The organism is Actinocorallia lasiicapitis (assembly GCF_054778695.1).
In genome coordinates this window covers 1-3,346 of the sequence record NZ_BAAGZI010000521.1, presented here as the reverse complement: position 1 = coordinate 3,346, position 3,346 = coordinate 1, and the positions used below count along the sequence as shown (strand labels likewise).

Annotated in this window: 4 protein-coding genes; 1 reads left to right on the top strand and 3 read right to left on the bottom strand. The window is 74.6% G+C overall.

The window, feature by feature from the left end:
* On the bottom strand, positions 1 to 874 hold an 874-nt coding region (locus tag ACYVE7_RS31440; protein ID WP_460369874.1), incomplete at its 3' end, for a serine/threonine-protein kinase.
* Positions 875 to 927: 53 nt separating this feature from the next.
* Here ACYVE7_RS31440 and ACYVE7_RS31435 point away from each other — a divergent pair.
* The gene (locus tag ACYVE7_RS31435; RefSeq protein ID WP_460369872.1) at positions 928 to 1,845 is read left to right on the top strand and encodes a carbohydrate kinase family protein; all 918 of its coding nucleotides are present in this window, start codon (positions 928 to 930) and stop codon (positions 1,843 to 1,845) included.
* Between the two features lie 69 nt (positions 1,846 to 1,914).
* Here ACYVE7_RS31435 and ACYVE7_RS31430 read toward each other — a convergent pair whose 3' ends face one another.
* Together ACYVE7_RS31430 and ACYVE7_RS31425 are read right to left on the bottom strand one after the other, a co-directional pair.
* Positions 1,915 to 3,090, bottom strand: coding sequence for an ABC transporter permease (locus ACYVE7_RS31430; protein WP_460369870.1), 1,176 nt, complete (start codon positions 3,088 to 3,090; stop codon positions 1,915 to 1,917).
* The coding region (locus tag ACYVE7_RS31425; protein ID WP_460369869.1) for an ATP-binding cassette domain-containing protein at positions 3,087 to 3,346 on the bottom strand (260 nt) is incomplete at its 5' end. The genes ACYVE7_RS31430 and ACYVE7_RS31425, both read right to left, overlap by 4 nt.

The following is a 3,346-nucleotide window of genomic DNA, read 5'->3' as shown; positions in this document are numbered from 1 at the left end:
GGGCGGGCCCGGGAGCGGGCCGGCGCCACGCCGACTCGGCGCGCTGGACTGCCTCGTCCGGGCCGATCGCCTCCTGCCCGGTCAGCCCGGTCAGGAGCTGGGCGACGGTCGGGCGCGCCAGCGGATTCTTCGCCAGGGCCCCCGCCACGATCGGCCGGAGCCGCTCGTCGAGCCCGTCCAGGTCGGGCTCCGTGTAACCGACCTTGTAGATGACGTCGTGGACGGTCGCCCCCGCGAACGGGGAGCGGCCGGTGGCGGCGTACGCGACGACACAGCCCCAGGAGAACACATCCGAAGCCTGGGTGACGTTCTGATCGTGCAGCAGCTCCGGGGCGAGGAAAGCGGGCGTCCCGAAGACCGTTCCCGTCCGGGTGAGCTGGTCGGAACCGTCGGTGGAGCGGGCGATCCCGAAGTCGACGACGCGCGGGCCGAACGGCGACAGCAGCACGTTCGCCGGTTTCAGATCCCGGTGCACGAGTCCGGCGGCGTGGATCGCGGCGAGCGCCGTCGCGGTGCCGACGGCGAGCCCTTCTAGGTCGCCGCCGCGCAGCGGACCCCACTCCTTGACGGCCAGGTCCAGGGTCGGCCCGTTGACGTACTCGGTGACGACGAACAGCGGCGGCCGGTCGAGCTGCGCGTCCAGGACGGGCGCGGTGCAGAACCGGCGGACCCGGCCCGCCGCGTCGACCTCGCGGCGGAACCGCTCCCGGAACCGCGGGTCGTGCGCCAGCGACGGAGCGATCACCTTGACGGCCACCTGCCGTCCCTCCGCCTCGCCCAGATAGACGACGCCCATCCCGCCCGCGCCGAGCCTGCCGAGCAGCCGGTACCGGCCGAGGGTCTGCGGATCTCCTGGTTCGAGGGGGGCGGTCATGGCAGTGGTCCTCCCCTCCTCAGCGGTGATCTACCCCGCGTACGCTACGCGGCATGACCGATGTCGTGACGCTCGGGGTGCACATCGTGGACGTGCTCACCCACCCCGTGGACTCCCTCCCCACCGGCCAGGACACCGTCCTCGTCGACCGGATCCGCCTCACCGCCGCGGGCTCGGCCGCGGGCACCGCCGTCGATCTCGCCAAGCTCGGCGCGTCGGTGGTGACGCTGGGCGCGATCGGCGACGACGAGCTCGGCGACTTCCTGGTGACCCTGCTGACCCGGCACGGGGTCGACGCGTCCCGGCTGGCGCGGCTCGCCGACCAGACCAGCGCGTCGATCCTGCCGATCACCTCGGCCGGGGAACGGCCGTCGCTGCACGTGCCCGGCGCGAACCTGTCGGTCGTCGACGGCCAGGTGGACGCGGCGGTGCTGGCGGCGGCGCGCGTGATCCATCTCGGCGGTCTCGACGTGACGTGGGCGCTCAACGATCCGGCGTTCTTCGCGAAGCTGGAAGCCGCCCGCGCCGCGGGCGCGATCGTCACGATGGACCTGCTGTCGAACCTGCCCGACCTGCTGAAGGGCGCCGCGGCGTTCCTCCCCTACGTCGATCATTTCCTGCCCAACGAGGAACAGGCCCTGGCCATGACGGGCGCGGCCACACCCGAGGAGGCCGCCGCGGACCTGCTGGCCGGCCATCCGCTGACCACGGTCGTCGTCACGCTGGGCGCGTCCGGCAGCCTCGTCGCCACCCGCGACCAGGCCGTGCGCCTGCCGGCCCGGCCGGTCGAGGTCGTCGACACCACCGGCTGCGGCGACTCCTACTGCGCCGGGTTCATCACCGCGCTCCTGCACGGCCGTCCCCCGCTCGAGGCGGCGCGCTGGGGCACCGCCGCCGCGTCCCTGACCGCCACCGGTCTCGGCTCCGACGCGGGCCTCACCGACCTCGTCGCCCTCCGGGCGCTCCTTTGACACCTCTCGCCGACCGCCCCGCCGACGACGCCGGAGCCCTGAGCGCCGGTCGGGGGGCCGGAGGGTCGGTCAGGCGGAGGACAGGGCCTCGGTGGGTGGGAGGCGGGAGGCGCGGATCGCGGGGTAGAGGCCGGCGACGGCGCCGATGAGCAGGGTGCACAGGACGCCGCCGAAGGTCGCCCAGGCCGGGACGACCGTCGGCCAGCCCTGGACCGAGGCGTAGATCGCGGTGACGACCGTGCCGAGCAGCACGCCGCCCAGGCCGCCGAGGAACGCGAGGAGCTGGGACTCGGTGAGGAACTGGAGCCGGATCTGGCCTCTGGTCGCGCCCAGGGAGCGGCGCAGCCCGATCTCGGCGCGGCGTTCCAGCACCGAGATGACCATGGTGTTGGCGACGCCGACCCCGCCGACCAGCAGCGCGACCGCGCCCAGTCCGAGGAGCAGGCCGGTGAGGGTGGCGTCGGCGGCGTCCGCTGCGGCCAGGGCGTCGGACGGGCGGCTCACCTCGACTCCGGTCGGATCCGCCGGGTTCGCGGTCGGGGCGAGCAGCGCGCGGACCTCGGCCGTCCGGCCGTCGGTGGTGCGGGTGTAGACCCGGCCGGGGCTGCCGTCGAAACCGAGAAGGCGTTGCGCGGCGTCCCAGCCGACCAGCGCACCGGCGTCGAGTTCGGGGGCGAGCTCGACCGGATTGAGGATGCCGATCACGCTGAACCAGCGGCCGCCGAGCCACACCTGGCCGCCCGGCCGGTCCACGCCGAGCGTCGTGGCGGCGGTCGCGCCGAGCACGACGGCCGGGTAGCGGGCGGTCGCGTCGTTCAGCCACGCGCCCGCGGCGACGGTCGCGCCGTTGGCGGCGAACAGGTCGGTGCGGGCCGCCACGACCCCGAGCCCGCCGGTCTCCCTGGGGTCGATCCGGTCGTTGCGGTAGACGTCGTGCGCGCCGAGCGGCGCCGTCGCCGACACCTGCCGCACCCCCGGGATCCGGGCGATCATGCCGAGGGAGTCCTTCGGCAGTTTCGCCTCGGCGCCGAACACGTTCTGGCCGGGACCGACGGTCAGCAGATCGGTGCCGAGCCTGCTCAGCGACTGCTGCAGCCTGGCCTGCCCCGACGTCGAGATCCCGACCACGCCGATCATCGCGGCGATGCCGATCGCGATCCCGAGCGCCGACAGGAACACCCTGGCCGGTCGTGTGGTCAGTCCCTCCGCGCCGACGCGCAGCACGTCCGCGGGGCTCAGTCTCATACCGGTGCTCCTTCGGTGACGATGAGGCCGTCGCGGACCTCGATCCGGCGGGGCAGCGCCGCGGCGATCTCCCGGTCGTGGGTGATGACGGCGACGGTCGTGCCCCCCTCGGCGAGCTCCCGCAGCAGGGCGAGGACCTCCCGCCCCGTGGCGGAGTCGAGCGCGCCGGTCGGCTCGTCGGCCAGCAGCAGCGCGGGCGCGCCGACCACGGCCCGCGCCATCGCGACCCGCTGCCGCTGCCCGCCGGACAGCTCGT